At 50.9% G+C, this 14,927-nt stretch carries 16 protein-coding genes; 13 read left to right on the top strand and 3 right to left on the bottom strand.

The features are described 5' to 3' along the window. The first annotated feature begins 161 nt into the window (after positions 1-161). The 3 genes from OMQ46_RS12650 to der are packed head-to-tail and all read left to right on the top strand — an operon-like array spanning position 162 to position 3,374. Positions 162-803: a YfgM family protein gene (locus OMQ46_RS12650; protein WP_266237373.1), complete on the top strand. Its 642-nt coding sequence runs from the start codon at positions 162-164 to the stop codon at positions 801-803. Then, a complete protein-coding gene (bamB, locus tag OMQ46_RS12645) occupies positions 793-1,956 on the top strand; it encodes an outer membrane protein assembly factor BamB (RefSeq protein ID WP_266237372.1) in 1,164 nt (387 codons plus the stop codon). Before OMQ46_RS12650 ends, bamB begins: the two co-directional genes overlap by 11 nt. Positions 1,957-1,958: 2 nt before the next feature. Further along, entirely contained in the window at positions 1,959-3,374 is a 1,416-nt protein-coding gene (der, locus tag OMQ46_RS12640) for a ribosome biogenesis GTPase Der (protein WP_266237371.1), read from the top strand. An 8-nt stretch (positions 3,375-3,382) separates the two neighbouring features. Here der and OMQ46_RS12635 read toward each other — a convergent pair whose 3' ends face one another. Then, a complete protein-coding gene (locus tag OMQ46_RS12635) occupies positions 3,383-3,721 on the bottom strand; it encodes a hypothetical protein (protein WP_266237370.1) in 339 nt (112 codons plus the stop codon). A gap of 114 nt (positions 3,722-3,835) precedes the next feature. Between OMQ46_RS12635 and OMQ46_RS12630 the strand changes: the two genes are divergently transcribed. The 6 genes from OMQ46_RS12630 (at position 3,836) to fabB (ending at position 11,356) form a co-directional block, all read left to right on the top strand. Continuing rightward, positions 3,836-6,016, top strand: a complete 2,181-nt coding sequence (locus OMQ46_RS12630) for a type I secretion system permease/ATPase (protein WP_266237369.1) — start codon at positions 3,836-3,838, stop codon at positions 6,014-6,016. A 4-nt stretch (positions 6,017-6,020) separates the two neighbouring features. Continuing rightward, positions 6,021-7,352, top strand: a complete 1,332-nt coding sequence (locus tag OMQ46_RS12625) for an HlyD family type I secretion periplasmic adaptor subunit (protein ID WP_266237368.1) — start codon at positions 6,021-6,023, stop codon at positions 7,350-7,352. A 17-nt stretch (positions 7,353-7,369) separates the two neighbouring features. Continuing rightward, positions 7,370-8,020 carry a response regulator transcription factor gene (locus OMQ46_RS12620; RefSeq protein WP_266237367.1) on the top strand — a complete coding sequence of 217 codons (651 nt, stop codon included), beginning with the start codon at positions 7,370-7,372 and terminating at the stop codon, positions 8,018-8,020. A 133-nt stretch (positions 8,021-8,153) separates the two neighbouring features. Then, positions 8,154-9,470: a TolC family outer membrane protein gene (locus OMQ46_RS12615; RefSeq protein ID WP_266237366.1), complete on the top strand. Its 1,317-nt coding sequence runs from the start codon at positions 8,154-8,156 to the stop codon at positions 9,468-9,470. A 143-nt stretch (positions 9,471-9,613) separates the two neighbouring features. Continuing rightward, entirely contained in the window at positions 9,614-10,129 is a 516-nt protein-coding gene (fabA, locus tag OMQ46_RS12610) for a 3-hydroxyacyl-[acyl-carrier-protein] dehydratase FabA (protein ID WP_266237365.1), read from the top strand. A gap of 9 nt (positions 10,130-10,138) precedes the next feature. Then, positions 10,139-11,356: a beta-ketoacyl-ACP synthase I gene (gene fabB / locus OMQ46_RS12605; protein ID WP_266237644.1), complete on the top strand. Its 1,218-nt coding sequence runs from the start codon at positions 10,139-10,141 to the stop codon at positions 11,354-11,356. Between the two features lie 30 nt (positions 11,357-11,386). On the opposite strand, the gene OMQ46_RS12600 is transcribed toward fabB, so the two are convergent. Next, positions 11,387-11,563 (bottom strand): hypothetical protein, encoded by a 177-nt coding sequence (locus OMQ46_RS12600; protein WP_266237363.1) that lies wholly within the window; start codon positions 11,561-11,563, stop codon positions 11,387-11,389. 50 nt (positions 11,564-11,613) lie between these two features. On the opposite strand from OMQ46_RS12600, the gene OMQ46_RS12595 reads away from it, so the two are divergent. The 4 genes from OMQ46_RS12595 to OMQ46_RS12580 all read left to right on the top strand — a co-directional run bounded on the left by OMQ46_RS12595 (position 11,614) and on the right by OMQ46_RS12580 (position 14,466). Next, positions 11,614-12,378: an alpha/beta fold hydrolase gene (locus OMQ46_RS12595; RefSeq protein WP_266237361.1), complete on the top strand. Its 765-nt coding sequence runs from the start codon at positions 11,614-11,616 to the stop codon at positions 12,376-12,378. Beyond that, positions 12,371-12,721, top strand: a complete 351-nt coding sequence (locus OMQ46_RS12590; RefSeq protein ID WP_266237360.1) for a nucleotide pyrophosphohydrolase — start codon at positions 12,371-12,373, stop codon at positions 12,719-12,721. Before OMQ46_RS12595 ends, OMQ46_RS12590 begins: the two co-directional genes overlap by 8 nt. 57 nt (positions 12,722-12,778) lie before the next feature. Next, positions 12,779-13,636 carry a formyltetrahydrofolate deformylase gene (gene purU / locus OMQ46_RS12585; protein WP_266237359.1) on the top strand — a complete coding sequence of 286 codons (858 nt, stop codon included), beginning with the start codon at positions 12,779-12,781 and terminating at the stop codon, positions 13,634-13,636. A 68-nt stretch (positions 13,637-13,704) separates the two neighbouring features. Next, positions 13,705-14,466 carry an SDR family oxidoreductase gene (locus OMQ46_RS12580; protein WP_266237358.1) on the top strand — a complete coding sequence of 254 codons (762 nt, stop codon included), beginning with the start codon at positions 13,705-13,707 and terminating at the stop codon, positions 14,464-14,466. A 33-nt stretch (positions 14,467-14,499) separates the two neighbouring features. Here the strand turns inward: OMQ46_RS12580 and OMQ46_RS12575 are convergent, their stop codons facing one another. After that, positions 14,500-14,844, bottom strand: coding sequence for a DUF4870 family protein (locus OMQ46_RS12575; RefSeq protein WP_266237357.1), 345 nt, complete (start codon positions 14,842-14,844; stop codon positions 14,500-14,502). Between the last annotated feature and the right edge of the window lie 83 nt (positions 14,845-14,927).

Here is a 14,927-nt window from a genome sequence, read left to right as displayed (position 1 = left end):
TGTGCGCTTGAATGCTTTTTTGTGGTGCGTTGATGGCGTTATCTGCACCATGCGGGTGCGTTGGTGATCACGAGTAGACAAGATCCACAAGCTGTCAAGAAAAACGTATAATCTCAGGTTTTGAATAAACCGTCTGCGGACAGACAGCGCAAGGAGAAAGCATGGACATCTATGCATCTGATGAAGAGAAAGCAGAAGCCATTAAGCAGTGGTGGCGAGAAAATGGTCGTTCAGTCATTGCCGGCATTATCCTCGGCCTGGCAGGCATTTTCGGGTTTCGTTACTGGATGAATTATCAGCAGGTGCAAACCCAGCAGGCTGCGGTGATTTATCAACAGACTGCGGTTCAATTGTCTCAAGCTGAATCCGCAGATGCTGAGCGCACAGTTGAAACGCTGATGCAGGATTACCCTTCCTCGGTCTATGCCGTGTTCGCTGCATTGGAAATGGCTGAGAGTAAACTGAACGACGGGCAGGCTGATGCCGCAGTGAACTATCTAAGCTGGGTGCGAGACGAAGCCAAACTTCAGAGCCATCGCGAACTGGCAAGACTGCGGCTGGCACGGGTCTTATTCAGCCAGGATAAGCTTGATGAGGCACTGAGTCTGATTGCTGAAGCCGACTCTCAGGCGTTCAGTTCACTGTTTGCCGAGCTGAAAGGGGATATCAACCTGGCTCAGGGAGATACGATTGCAGCGAAAGCTGCCTACCAGCAAGCGCTGGCCCAGTTGACCCCGGGCGAGCCCAGACAATCTCTGTTAGAAATCAAACTTGATGATGTGGCGAAAGCGGATGAAGCTTAAATATCTCTCTCCTGTTTTATTACTGTCGCTGCTTGTGAGTGGCTGCAGTGCTGTCGAATATCTGTTTGTCGAAGATGTCTATGAAGCGCCGCCCAGTGAACTGACCGAATTTACACCGGAATTTGAGCCTGATGTGATTTGGGATAATCAGGCCGGCGATGGTGCTGATGAGACCGGCAACGAGCTTGCCGCCTGGTGGGAAGAGGGGAAAATCTTCGCTGTCGACTACGAAGGTGAAGTAAGCGCCTTCAATGCTGAAACCGGCCGTCGAATCTGGGAAACGGAACTGGATATGCCAGTCGTTACTGGTGCTGGCGGTGGTTTGAACATGGCGCTAATCGGCACTAAAAATGCCCATGTGGTGGCACTCTCAGCCGAAAATGGTGATGAGTTATGGCGTACCCGCCTGACCAGTGAAGTGCTGGCCCCGCCCAGTGCTGCTGAGGGTGTTGTTGTCGCCAGAACAGCGGATGGCCGTGTCAGTGGCCTGTCGTCTGAGTCCGGTGAAGTATTGTGGTCTTACCAGCGTGCGGTACCGCTTTTGAGTCTGCGTGGTGCCGGTGCGCCCGTTATTGCTGATGACCGTGTGATTGCAGGTTATGACAACGGCAAACTGGTTGCGCTATCCATCATAGACGGCAGCGTTATCTGGGAAAAAAGCATCGCGGTGCCCAGTGGCCGGACTGAGCTGGACCGACTGGTGGATATTGATGCGGATCCGGTGATTGTGAATGATACGGTCTATGTTGTGACTTATCAGGGTAAGGTGGCTGGCGTTGATGTGAACACTGGTCAGATTTACTGGTCGCGTGACATGTCGTCTCAGGCTGGATTATCTGCTGTGCCCGGAGAAGCGGTCTATGTGACGGATGACGAGGGTAATGTCTGGGCGGTACAGGATGGCAGTGGTGATGCGCTCTGGCGACAAACCCGGTTGGTGCGTCGTCAGGTAACTGGGCCGGTAGTAGCGGGTGATTATGTTGTGGTGGGTGACTTTGAAGGTTATCTGCACTGGATCGCACGCAATGACGGTCGTTTTGTGACCAGACAACAGATTGCCGACAGTGCCATTGTCAGCAAACCCTTTGTTCGCGATGGCAAGCTTTATGCGACAGCCGCTGATGGCACGATTACAGCTGTGCAGGTACCCTGATTTTGAAACCCGTTATTGCCTTGGTGGGCCGGCCTAATGTCGGCAAGTCCACCTTATTTAATCGGCTCACACGAAGCCGTGATGCCCTTGTCGCCGATTTTGCGGGACTCACGCGGGATCGAATCTACGGTACTGTTCGTGAGGAGGGGCTGGACTTTATCCTGATCGATACCGGCGGTCTCACTGATTTGACTGACAACATGGCCGAGCTGATGCGTAAACAGGCACAACTGGCCATTGATGAGGCCGATTTGGTGCTGTTTGTGGTCGATGGTCGTGCCGGTTTAATGCCGGCAGATCATGACATCGCACAGCAACTGCGCAACCAGGGTAAGCCTGTCCGTGTGGTTATCAATAAGACTGAAGGCGAGCAACGGGAACTGGTGGCTGCTGAATTTTATGCGCTGGGCCTTGCTGAGCCACTGGTGATCTCTGCGACCCAGGGGCGGGGGATCACCGGCGTATTCAATGAGATCAGAAATGCGGTGCCGGAAGCAGTGGTGGAGGAACTCAGCGAGGAGGAACTGGCTGAGTTGGACGATGACAGTGATGATATTCGCCTGGCCGTACTTGGTCGCCCGAATGTCGGCAAATCGACACTGATCAATCGTCTGCTGGGCGAGGAACGTGTCGTCGCTTTCGATGAACCTGGCACCACACGTGACAGTATTCATATCCCGTTTGAAAAAGACGGCGTCAATTACACACTGATTGATACTGCTGGTGTCAGACGCCGCTCCAAAGTGTCTGAGAAGCTGGAGAAGTTCAGTGTGCTCAAAACCCTGCAGGCGCTCGAAGATGCCAATGTCGTGATGCTTGTGCTGGATGCACATGAGGGTATTGTTGAGCAGGATCTGCACCTGGCCGGTCTGATTGTTGAGAGTGGTCGGGCTGTGGTACTTGCCATCAATAAATGGGACGGTCTGGAAAAAAGTGAACGCGAGTGGGTGGCAGCCAATGTCGAGCGTCGTTTGCCATTTATGAATTTTGCCAAGACACACTTTATTTCTGCCTTGCATGGGAGTGGCGTCGGACTACTACTGAAATCGGTCAGACAGGCTTACCAGTCAGCGATGACTAAAGTGCCGACCTCACGACTGACGCGGGTACTGGAAGATGCTGTAGCTGACCATCCGCCGCCGCTGGTCAGAGGAAGACGGATTAAATTTCGGTATGCACATCTGGGTGGCAAGAATCCACCCCGGATCATCATTCACGGCAATCAGACCGAGTCCACGCCGAACAGCTATAAACGCTATCTGGAAAACACTTTCAGGGAAGTACTTAAGTTGCAGGGAACGCCGGTAATGATTGAATTCAAGACCAGTGAAAACCCCTATCGTGACAGAAAGCCGAAACCGGCAGAAACAACGGAAAAAAGAGCACAGCGACCGCCGAGACGCACTAGAAAATCCTAGCTGAAAATTCAGAGAAGGCCCTGATCATCGCCCATCAGGTTATCGAGGTCGTTTAGCTGGTCACGGATTTTCTCACGGTTGGCCAGCTTTTCTCTGGCGGCTGGAGGCAGATCGGTAAACAGGATCACACCTCTATCAATCAGTGTGTTTATCAAGTCTTCCAGTACCCTGACCAGCGCCATATCCGACATGGATAGAGCAACCCGCGCAGCATCGGCATCATCGGTTTGAGTCAGAAATGAGATCAACTCTTCTGATTCAATCGAGAGATACTCGTTGGCACCCGGCTCAGGTGAGTCGTAGACATTGATGATCCTGCCTTCTTCATTTCTTCTTACATACGCCACGTCTTTGCTCCCGCTGTCACTTGATTGACTGAAATTTAATGTATAGTGGGCTTTACAGTAAATCAAAAAACTGTGAAACTCATCAAATTAATTAGATCCCAGCATGAATAAGAGATGAATACGGAGCAAGTCATCAATTCGAATAATAAAACGCAATGGGAACCAGAGGATGGCTACCGCAGTTTTGACGATCCATTGCTGGGATGTCTGACCATCCTCTCAAAAATCCTCAACAAGCCCCACAGCCCGGACTCATTAACGGCAGGATTACCACTGGTGGACAACCGGCTCACGCCCGGCTTGTTTTCCCGCGCCGCCGAGCGGGCTGGACTCTCCTCCAAGGTTGTAAAACGCTCACTGGGTAAGATTTCGAATCTGGTGCTGCCTGCGGTTTTAATACTGGAAGGCAGTAATGCCTGCATCCTGCTGGAAGTGAAGGGTAAGCAGGCAAAAGTGATTTTCCCTGAAACCGGTGAAGGAGAGTCAGAACTCAGCGTAAAAGAACTGGAGGCTGCCTACAGCGGCTACGCCATCTTTATCAAGCCAGTTCATCATTTTGACAGACGCACTGAGTACACCGCCATACCACGAGCCTCGCATTGGTTCTGGGGCACGATTATGCGCTTCTGGCCAATTTACAGTGAGGTCTTCGTTGCCTCGATACTGGTCAATAGCTTCGCCCTGGCTTCGCCTCTGTTTATTATGAATGTCTATGACCGGGTCGTGCCCAATCATGCCACTGAAACATTATGGGTACTGGCCATTGGTGTCGCGACGGTATTCTTATTCGAATTGCTGCTGCGAACCCTGAGGGCTTATTTCATAGACATGGCCGGCAAGCGCGCTGATGTGATGCTGTCATCCACGATTTTTGAAAAAGTGATGGCTGTCAAAATGGCTGCCCGTTCTAACTCAGTCGGCTCGTTTGCTAACAGCATGCAGGAGTTCGAATCATTCCGGGACTTCTTTACTTCGGCCACACTGACCACACTGATCGATTTACCGTTCGCCTTTTTGTTTATTGCTGTTATTTGGATGCTTGCGGGACCTGTCGCCTATATTCCGCTTGCCGTGATTCCATTGACGATACTGGTCAGTCTGATTATTCAGGTCCCGTTGGGGAGAACGATCCAACATTTGTTCCGCCATTCCGGACAGCGAAGCTCGACTTTGATTGAGACACTGACCGGGCTGGAAACCATAAAAAGTATTGGCGCTGAAACGCCAATCCAGCGTAAGTGGGAACAGACCGTTGGCTTTATGACTAAGTACAGTCAACGTGCCCGTTTGCTGTCGTCCACTGCGGTCAACTTCACTTCTTTTTTGCAACAGATGGCGACCATCACTGTGGTGGTTTATGGTGTTTACCTGATTACCGAGAATGAAATTACGATGGGTGCGTTGATTGCGTCGACTATTCTGACCGGACGCGCGCTTGCGCCCATGGCGCAGATGGCTGGTATCCTTACCCGTTATCATCAATCGAAAGCGGCACTGCAGTCACTCAACTCATTAATGAATCTGCCGGTAGAAAGACCGTCCGGTCGTGAGTTTCTGCATCGTCCTGAATTCAAAGGCGGGGTTGAATTCAAAAAAGTCACATTCCGTTACCCGAATCAGCCCATGGATGCGCTTTCTGAGATCTCTTTCACGATAAAACCGGGTGAGAAAGTGGCTTTTATCGGCCGTATCGGTTCCGGTAAAAGTACCATCGAAAAGTTGATTCTGGGACTCTACGAGCCAGATGAAGGCTCCATTCTGCTGGACGGAACGGATATACGTCAGGTTGATCCGGTCGATTTGCGCCGTAACGTGGGCTATGCCCCCCAGGACGTGGTCCTGTTCTTCGGCAGTATTCGTGACAATATCACCATGGTGGCGCCTTTTGCCGATGACTCTGCGGTGCTGAAAGCCGCTGATGTCGCCGGTGTGACCGAATTTGTTAATCGTCATCCATCGGGCTTTGATATGCCGGTAGGGGAGCGGGGTGAAGGTTTGTCCGGTGGTCAGCGTCAAAGTGTCGCGGTTGCAAGAGCCTTGCTGATGGACCCGCCTGTTGTGGTACTGGATGAACCGACCAACGCCATGGACAACAGCACAGAAGAACGGTTTAAGGCCAAGCTATCAGAAGAGCTGGAAGACAAAACACTGTTGTTGGTCACCCACAAAGCCTCTTTGCTGAGTCTGGTTGAGCGGATTATAGTCATGGATCAAGGGCATTTGGTCGCGGATGGTCCGCGTGATCAAATACTAGAGGCACTGAAAAAAGGCCATATTAAGGTGTCTAAAGGATAAACGCATGGCCTGGTTCAAACGTTCAAACCCGGAAGATATTGAATTCATGTCAGAGGTCAGCGCGGCGACCATGGAAAGCTCGCCTCGCACCGGCCACTCTCTGTTGATTCTTACTGCTTTGTTTTTTGTCTGTGCTATCTGGTGGGCCAGTCAGACAGAATTGGATGAGGTTACCCGTGGTGAGGGTAAAGTCATTCCTTCCAGCAAAATTCAGATTGTGCAGAATCTGGAAGGCGGCATCCTGTCGGAAGTGTTGGTTTCTGAGGGTGAAATCGTCGAAAAAGGCGATGTACTGGTCAGGATTGATGACACACGCTTTTCATCATCCTTTATGGAGAGCAAACTCAAATATTGGGAACTGCAGGCCCGTGTTGCCCGATTGGAAGCAGAGGCACGCGGCGAAGAACTGGTCCTTCCCGAAAAGCTGGTTGAGGAACGCCCCCAGCTCGCATCAGCAGAGCGGCGTTTATATGAAACCCGTCAGCGGGAATTGCAAAGCAATATTGACGTGTTACAGCAGCAGGCCCGTCAAAGGCAGCAGGAACTGGCGGAAAATCAGGCCAAGCTGAATAAACTGCGCACCAGTTATGAACTCAGTAATGAAGAACTGAAAATGTCAGAACCACTGGTGTCAGTGGGTGTGATCTCTGAGGTTGAGATCCTGAGGCTCAAACGCACGGTGAATGATCTGCGTGGTGAAATGGAAACCACCAGACTGGCGATTCCACGAATTCAATCCAGCCTCAATGAAGTCAGGCAGAAAATTGAAGATGTGAAAGTACGGTTTCAGTCTGAAGCGGCATCCCAGTTGAGTGAAGTTCAGGCCGAACTGGGCAGAACCCAGACCACGATTACTTCGGCAGAGGATCGGGTCAGCCGTACCCTTGTGAGGGCACCGGTCAAGGGCAAAATAAACCGACTGATGATCAATACTGTTGGCGGCGTCATTCAGCCGGGTGAAGATATTGTTGAAATCGTCCCTGTCGATGACAGCCTTTTGATAGAGGCCCACATCAGGCCGCCGGATATTGCTTTCCTGCGTCCAGGGCAAAATGCGATGATTAAATTTACCGCGTATGATTTTTCTATTTATGGTGGTTTGCCTGCAACGCTGGAACGGATCAGTGCCGATACCATCACCAACGAAGAAGACGAAAGTTTTTATCTGATATACCTGCGTACAGAGAAGAACTATATTGACAGTAGTAAAGGACCGTTAGAAATTATCCCTGGTATGACGGTGACGGTAGATATTCTGACGGGTAAAAAGACCGTGTTGGATTATTTGCTCAAACCCATCCTTAAAGCTAAAAATGAGGCGCTCAGAGAGCGTTGATGGACGGAATCATCTAAATGAACGAGACAACGATGACACAGACCTGCCTTTTCATGGTCATCCCTGATCAGAACCGGCTACAAGCTATCAAGCAGGCTTTACCAGAACATTATGATGTTAATGATTTTGATAATATCGCCTCACTGCTGTCTGCCGTGAATGAGATTTCTCCACAGTTGATTCTGTGTCATCAGTCCTTGTTTGAAGGCGAGATGGATCATCAGCTCAGTGCTTTGGCCCAGCAATGTGAAGGAAGTCGGGTATTGATCATCGGGCCACCCAGACCGATGGCGATTCAGATTGAGGCCCTGAAACAGGGGGCTCGCGGCTACTTCAACCAGGAATTGGCGTTGGATAAGCTTGATGATGCCATGCAGCTGATCATGAATGGTGAGGTTTGGGTGGAAAGGCATGTGATTTCAGGTCTGATAGACGAATTAACACATAAACCGGAAATAAGTGACGCGCAGCGTCAGGCACTGGAAAGCCTCTCTCCGAAAGAAACGGAAGTGGCTAAATTAGTCAGTCATGGGGCAACCAATAAGATGATTGCGAGACAGCTCAATATCACGGAGCGTACCGTTAAAGCCCATCTGACGACCATTTTCCAGAAAATGAATCTGCCAGATCGACTATCACTGGCGATATTGTTCCGGGATCTGCGTTGAGGATTCCATTGCGGGACAGCTTATGTTGTAATACAGTTGCTTAAAAGTGCAACTTAAAACAGTTTTGGATGTTTGACTTGTGACGCCTGAGGGGCCGCCGAAAGCGTCACATAAAAAAATAGGATTAGCAATTATGAAACGTTTAGCTATCGTCATCCCTTTGTGCATCTCGGTTAGCATGGCTAATGCAGATACGCTTCAGGAAGCAGTGGATGCAACGGTAAAAACCAACCCTGATGTTTTAGCGGCCACACACGAGAGACAAGCAGTATCGAAAGAAGTAGACCAGGCGAGGGCGGGTTATTATCCTACACTGGACCTGGCGATCGGTACGGGTTGGGAAATGACCGACAATCCGAGTACTCGGAACTCAGGACGCGGTGAAGTTCACCTCAATCGAGATGAAGCCAGTCTCAACCTGAGACAAATGTTGTTTGACGGCTTCGAGACCAGTAATGAAGTTGATCGTCAACAAGCCAGAACAAATTCACGGGCTTTTGGTGTCTATAGCGCCGCTGAAAATACGGCACTTGATGCGGTTCTGGCCTATCACAACGTATTGCGTCAGCAGCAACTGGTTGAGTTAGCACAAACCAACCTGGAAGCACATGAGCGCACGCATGATCAGATTCTGCTTCGTGCCGAGCGTGGTGTCGGTAGAAAAGCAGATATGGAACAAAGCCTGGGACGTCTGGCACTGGCTGAAGCTAACCTGAAGTCAGAGCTGGCTAATCTCAGAGATGCTGAAACAGCTTATATCCGTGTTGTGGGCATGGAGCCAGCTTCCTTATCATTGCCGGATTCCCCCATCACTATGATTCCTGCAAGTATTGACGAAGCGATTGCCATTGCCACAGAAAACCATCCGACATTGCGTCTTGCCAGTTATGATGTTGAATCTGCGGAAGCTCAGCACGCCACAGCCAAGGCGCCGTTTTATCCCGACCTTCACCTGGAAGTCGGTACCCGTGCCGACCATGATATTGATGGTATTGAAGGTAAGGACAAAGATATTACCGCGATGCTGCGTCTGCGCTATAACCTCTTCAATGGCGGTCGTGACAGTGCACGCCGAGAAGAAACGGCTTTCCTGATTAATCAGGCAGCAGAAATCCGCAACAATACGCATCGTCAGGTCGAAGAGAGTGTTCGTCTCTCATGGAATGCCTGGCAAACACTGCGCAGCCAGATGCCAGCGCGTATTCAGCACGTCGAATCGAGTGAAAAAGCGCGTGACGCTTATCAGCAACAGTTCAGCCTGGGACAGCGTACCCTGCTTGACTTGCTGGATTCTGAAAACGAAGTATTCAGAGCCCGCACTGCACTGGTAAATACCAAGTATGACGAGCTTTACGCGATGTACCGTATTCTCAACAGCATGGGTATGTTGCTGCAAGGTCTGAATGTCGAATTACCTGAAGCTGCGACGACTATCGCTGCCAATCAGTAAAACCGACGTCTTTAATTTAAACAGAGAAGCCACGACATTGTGTCGTGGCTTTTTTTTAGTGGCGTTACAGCCGGTTTTTTTCTGGTTTGGAAACGTTCGTGCTATCATACGATGCCCTATTGGCGGGTTATTTAAGAGAGTTCATGAGTAAGCAATCATCATTTACCTACGAAGAATTATTGCAATGCGGACACGGACAGATGTTTGGTCCCGGCAATGCTCAGTTACCCATTCCAAATATGTTAATGATGGACCGCATTACTCATATCTCCAATACCGGCGGAGCATATGGCAAGGGCGAAATCATTGCTGAACTGGATATTCATCCTGACCTGTGGTTCTTTGCCTGTCATTTCCCCGGTGATCCGGTGATGCCCGGCTGTCTCGGTCTTGATGCGATGTGGCAACTGGTCGGTTTCTTCCTGGCCTGGGACGGCAATCCCGGTCGAGGCCGTGCCCTGGGCTCCGGTGAAGTAAAATTTACTGGTCAGGTATTACCGACAGCTAAAAAGGTCACCTACCGGATTGATCTTAAGCGGGTGATCGCACGTAAACTGGTGCTGGCTATTGCTGATGGCACAGTGTCGGTCGACGGTCGTGAGATCTATGTGGCCAAAGACCTGCGTGTCGGTCTGTTTACCTCCACTGATGATTTTTAGGATTTAATGATGAGACGTGTAGTTGTTACAGGACTCGGTATTACATCCTGTCTGGGGCTCGATGCCGAGACAGTCACTGAATCCCTGCGCCAAGGTCGTTCCGGTATCAGGTTCAAACAGGACTATGCCGATATGGGCTTTCGCAGCCATGTAGCCGGCACCATTGATATCGATTTCAAAGAGTATATCGATCGCAAGACCCTGCGTTTCATGGGCGATGCCGCTGCCTATAGTTATATTGCGATGCAGCAGGCCATTGATGATGCCGGTCTGAAAGAAGAACAGATTTCCAATATCCGCACCGGTCTGATCATGGGGTCGGGCGGCGCTTCTTCATCCAACCAGGTGGAAGCGGCGGATATCCTGCGTGAAAAAGGTCTGAAACGTATCGGGCCTTATCGTGTCACCCAGGTGATGGGCAGCACCACATCTGCCTGTCTGGCGACACCTTTCAAAATCAAAGGCATCAATTACTCCATGTCATCGGCCTGTGCCACCAGTGCGCACTGTATCGGCACTGCGATGGAGCAGATCCAACTCGGTAAACAGGATATTGTCTTCGCCGGTGGCGGTGAGGAAGAACACTGGTCTATGAGTTCATTATTTGATGCCATGGGTGCTTTATCAACCAAATACAACGAGACCCCGGACAAAGCCTCGCGCGCTTATGATGCTGACCGTGACGGCTTTGTTATCGCCGGTGGTGGTGGTGTGATTGTGCTGGAAGAATACGAGCACGCCAAAGCTCGTGGCGCAAAGATCTACGCTGAACTCACCGGCTACGGTGCGACTTCTGATGGCTATGATATGGTCGCACCTTCAGGGGAAGGCGCCGAGCGTTGCATGCAACTGGCGATGTCTACGGCCCGTGGCAAAGTTCAGTACATCAATGCCCATGGTACTTCGACACCGGTGGGTGACCTGGCTGAGCTGGGTGCGATCAAGCGGACTTTCGGTGATGCGATTCCCTATGTCGGCTCCACCAAATCCTTGTCGGGCCATTCACTCGGTGCCGCTGGCGTGCAGGAAGCCATCTATAGCCTGTTGATGCTGAATCAGGACTTCCTTGCTGCATCTGCCAATATTGAACAGTTGGATCCGGAAGCGGAGGGCATGCCGATTCTGCGCGAACGCGTTGATAACGCCGGCCTGACCACGGTGATGTCCAACAGTTTTGGTTTTGGTGGTACCAATGCCTGCCTGGTGTTCGAAAAACTCGACGACTGAATGAAAAAAGCCACCTGACGGTGGCTTTTTTTATGAATCGAGATCAGCGTCAGTGACGGGGCCGCGTTTGCCGGCGACAGCCTCCTGAATCAGTGTGATCAGTTTCTGTTTCTTTTCCGGATCATCCAGATATTTTGAGCTGAAGGTAATGCCGAATTTGTCAGCATACTGCTTGACCAGCATCACCAGTATGGTTTCATCTTCCACGTTATACTCCCGTTAATGAATTCAACATTATATCGTTCAAGCAGCAAGCCATGAAATTGCATTATCAAGACAGCGGTGAAGGCCATCCCTTAATCATCATCCACGGTCTGTTCGGTTCAGCCGACAACTGGCGCAGTATGGCCAGGTATTTTTCGCGCTATTACCGCGTGATTAGTGTCGATTTGAGAAACCATGGACGCTCACCGCACAGCGATACGCAGGATTTCGCCAGCATGGCAGCCGATATCGAACAGTTATGCGGTGATTTGGGCTTGCATAAAGTGCACGTACTGGGCCACTCGCTGGGAGGCAAGGTCGCCATGCAGTTTGCGGCCGAGCAATCCGCCTGGGTGGAGAAGCTGGTGGTGGTCGATATCTCACCGCGCCGCTATTTCAGCGAACATACGCCGCTGATGGACGCGATGCTGGCACTGGATCTGAAAAAACTGGACTCGCGTTCAGCAGTCGATGCAGCGCTTGCTGACACAGTCACAGACAAAAGTGTGCGTCAGTTTCTTTTGATGAACCTGCAATCGGGGGATGAAGGGCTTTACTGGCGGATTAACCTGCCGGCACTGAAAGCCAATTACCCGCAGTTGATGGCACCGGTATGTGAAAATGCCACCGTTAGTGCTAACAGCTTGTTTGTCTATGGCTCATTGTCTGAGTATGTGACCGATGATGACCGGGCGCTGATCAGGCAGCAATTTCCACAGGCGCAGTTCCAGGCGATTGAAAAAGCCGGCCACTGGGTCCATGCTGAGCGTCCGCAGCAATTCAAACAGGTTGTCGAGGAGTTCCTGGCCAATGATTGAGAAACACTTGCTGGATAAACTGATTCAATTTCGCAAAGAACGCGATTGGGAGCAGTTTCATAATCCCAAGGATATTGCGATATCGCTCTCTATCGAAGCGGCAGAGTTGCTGGAGTGGTTCCAGTGGCGAAACAAAGATGAAGTCAGCGCCATGCTGGCCTCGGAAAAACGTGAACATCTGGAGGATGAAATTGCCGATGTGGCGGTCTACCTCAGTTATCTCTGTCATGATCTGGGCATTGATTTGAATCAGGCAGTGAAAAACAAGATGGCCAAGAATGCGGCCAAATATCCCAAAGACAGAGTCAAAGGCCGCGCTGATAAGTACAACGAGTATCAATAATCAGGTAGGATTTGGCATTTAGCAGCGCGGTCCGGCCGCCTTTATGGAAAGACTGAAATGAGTGCGATTGTTTTCCTGGTTCAATGCCCAGACCGCAAGGGACTGGTCGCCGGTATTACCGGCTTTTTTGCGGAGAGAGAATTTAACATCCTGCATTGCCAGCAATATACCGATGTCGAAAACGGCCAGTATTTTATGCGGATCCGGCTGGAAGACGAAGGACAGATGCCGACCGGGCAACTCGAAACCGAGTTTGATGGTTTTGCCCGGAAGATGAATCTGACCTGGTCAGTACGCTACAGCGCGAAACCCTACCGCGTGGCTTTGATGGTGACCCGTGCCTCACACTGTGGCTATGACTTGTTATTGCGTGAGCTGGAAGGTGAACTGAAATGCGATATACCGCTGATCATCGGTAATCATGATGATCTTGAATATATGGCAAAGCAGTTCGACAAACCTTTCTATCACCTGCCAATCACCAAAGACACCAAACCGCAGCAGGAAGAAGCGATCAAGCGTTTACTTGAAGAATACGGGATTGACCTGGTGGTGATGGCGCGCTACATGCAGATCCTGTCGGAAGACTTTGTCCGTGAATTCGCCGGTCGCGTCATTAATATTCATCACGGCTTTCTGCCGGCTTTCCAGGGTGCCAGACCTTACCATCAGGCTTATGAACGCGGCGTTAAACTGATTGGCGCCACGGCGCATTATGCGACTGCTGAGCTGGATGAGGGGCCGATTATCGAACAGGATGTCGAGCGAGTCATGCATGATAACAGCCCGGAAGATCTGGTCATGATTGGTAAAGATATTGAGCGACTGGTACTGGCGCGGGCAGTCAAAGCCCATATCGAACACCGCATAATAATCAGTGGTCGTAGAACCATTGTGTTCTCGGAAGGTGCCTGAGCGCTTATAAGGCTGCTGTTGTCGCTGAATTGCATCAGCAGACATTGTCATCAACATAAGGACAAACTATGAATGCCACCCCTGTTGTGATGATCACCGGTGCTACCTCCGGTTTCGGAGAGGCCTGTGCTCGGCTGTTTGCCCAGCAGGGCTGGCGACTGATTATTACCGGTCGCCGTCAACAGCGGCTGGACGAACTGCAACAGGCACTGGGCGGGGCGGACAGGGTGCACACCAGCTGTTTCGATATCAGTGACCGGCAGGCGGTGGAACAGGCTTTTGCCGACTTACCTGATGCCTTCAATAAGATTGATGTGCTGATCAATAATGCCGGGCTGGCACTGGGGCTGGAAGCCGCTCATGAAACCCGTCTTGATGACTGGGAGAAAATGGTCGATACCAATATCAAGGGGCTGCTGTACTGCACCCGCACAGTCTTACCAGGCATGGTCGAGCGCAAAACCGGCTATATCATCAATATCGGCTCAGTGGCCGGCAACTGGCCTTATCCCGGCGGTAATGTTTACTGTGGCACCAAGGCCTTTGTGCGCCAATTCTCTCTGGCTGTCAGAGCCGATCTATTAGGGACCAATGTCAGGGTCAGCAATATCGAGCCGGGAAATGCTGAAACCGAATTCTCCATGGTGCGTTTCAAGGATGATAAAAACCGGGCAGATAAGGTTTACCAGGGTACGATTGCGCTACGTGCTGAGGATGTCGCAGACACGGTCTGGTGGCTGGTGAATACTCCGCAGCATGTCAATGTCACCACGCTGGAACTGATGCCGACGCAGGAAGCCAACGGCCCGATGGCGTTCCATCGGGAATAAAAAAACCGCGCCGGGGCGCGGTTTCAAGTTTGCTCAGCCCAACAGCCAGCTGGTGGGGTTGGGGTAAGGCTGATTCTGATCCAGGTATTTGATGCCTTTGACACAGCGCACAATGAGCCAGATGACCCAGAACAGCAGAATGAAATAGCCGATAGCGACCGTGGCGAGTACCACGCCAATAAACAGGTAGAGTAAACCAATCCAGAAGGTTCTTATCTGAAACTGATAATGCGTTTGTAACCAGGCCGGGGCATCGCTTTTATTTACGTAAGCGATAATCACACCGATAATGCCCAGAAATTGAATGATGATGTTGACCATCAACAGCAGGTAAACCACCTTGGCCGTGTTCTGACTGTTTTGCTCGCTGTTCGCCATAATGTCTTCCTTAAATCTCGTCAGCTACTAATCTAGCAAATTGCCACACTCATGTCCGAACAGGAAACACAGCCGCCCGAGGA

Source organism: Methylophaga sp. OBS1 (assembly GCF_026319365.1).
The sequence above is the reverse complement of the archived record's forward strand: the minus strand, read 5'-3'. Positions and strand labels throughout refer to the sequence as shown.

Excerpts from the sequence above, each read along its gene's own strand:
- purU (WP_266237359.1), top strand. The coding sequence starts at position 12,779 with ATGAGTGCGATTGTTTTCCTGGTTCAATGCCCAGACCGCAAGGGACTG.
- fabB (WP_266237644.1), top strand. The coding sequence starts at position 10,139 with ATGAGACGTGTAGTTGTTACAGGACTCGGTATTACATCCTGTCTGGGG.
- OMQ46_RS12580 (WP_266237358.1), top strand. The coding sequence starts at position 13,705 with ATGAATGCCACCCCTGTTGTGATGATCACCGGTGCTACCTCCGGTTTC.
- bamB (WP_266237372.1), top strand. The coding sequence starts at position 793 with ATGAAGCTTAAATATCTCTCTCCTGTTTTATTACTGTCGCTGCTTGTG.
- fabA (WP_266237365.1), top strand. The coding sequence starts at position 9,614 with ATGAGTAAGCAATCATCATTTACCTACGAAGAATTATTGCAATGCGGA.
- OMQ46_RS12620 (WP_266237367.1), top strand. The coding sequence starts at position 7,370 with ATGAACGAGACAACGATGACACAGACCTGCCTTTTCATGGTCATCCCT.
- OMQ46_RS12595 (WP_266237361.1), top strand. The coding sequence starts at position 11,614 with ATGAAATTGCATTATCAAGACAGCGGTGAAGGCCATCCCTTAATCATC.
- OMQ46_RS12625 (WP_266237368.1), top strand. The coding sequence starts at position 6,021 with ATGGCCTGGTTCAAACGTTCAAACCCGGAAGATATTGAATTCATGTCA.
- OMQ46_RS12630 (WP_266237369.1), top strand. The coding sequence starts at position 3,836 with ATGAATACGGAGCAAGTCATCAATTCGAATAATAAAACGCAATGGGAA.
- OMQ46_RS12590 (WP_266237360.1), top strand. The coding sequence starts at position 12,371 with ATGATTGAGAAACACTTGCTGGATAAACTGATTCAATTTCGCAAAGAA.
- OMQ46_RS12650 (WP_266237373.1), top strand. The coding sequence starts at position 162 with ATGGACATCTATGCATCTGATGAAGAGAAAGCAGAAGCCATTAAGCAG.
- OMQ46_RS12615 (WP_266237366.1), top strand. The coding sequence starts at position 8,154 with ATGAAACGTTTAGCTATCGTCATCCCTTTGTGCATCTCGGTTAGCATG.
- OMQ46_RS12575 (WP_266237357.1), bottom strand. The coding sequence starts at position 14,844 with ATGGCGAACAGCGAGCAAAACAGTCAGAACACGGCCAAGGTGGTTTAC.